Genomic DNA, 483 nt, shown 5'->3' on the forward strand with positions numbered 1-483 from the left:
ATTGCCCCCACCACCTGACTTCTAATTGTTGATTACTGTTACGGAATATTTCGATGGTTAATGCTTTACCTAAAATCCTTAATATATCTTTTTCAGTAATGGCATTTCCTTCCCGTTTACGATATAATTTCATTTTTTGCAGGAAATCAATCAGCTTAATTTTATCTAATTCAACCTGACAAAATGAGAAGCATTTATACCTTGCCTCATAAGGGAATCTAAACCTAACAGTGCAATGTATTACTTCTTTGTTGTCAGTAAATACCGGTGATATACTATTTATAGTTACTGAATGATTGCCTTCGGTTAATTGTTCTTTCATTGGGTATGGTTTGATTGATTGTTTGCAGATAGGTTCGTCAATTTTTGTTTGATTGATTTTTCTTTTATTTATAGCCTAATTAACTGTTATAGCTTTTTGTACAACCTTAGTATCGGTGATTCCTCTTGGAGCAACAAGAGATACGTCAATATCTATTGTCT

General features: G+C 32.5%; 1 protein-coding gene. It reads right to left on the reverse strand.

The annotated features are described in order from the left end of the window. Positions 1-322: hypothetical protein (locus tag E3E36_RS13005; protein ID WP_206203666.1), on the reverse strand; the 322-nt coding region annotated here is incomplete at its 3' end. Between the last annotated feature and the right edge of the window lie 161 nt (positions 323-483).

This window comes from Thermococcus sp. M36, assembly GCF_012027355.1.
Taxonomy (GTDB): Archaea; Methanobacteriota_B; Thermococci; order Thermococcales; family Thermococcaceae; genus Thermococcus.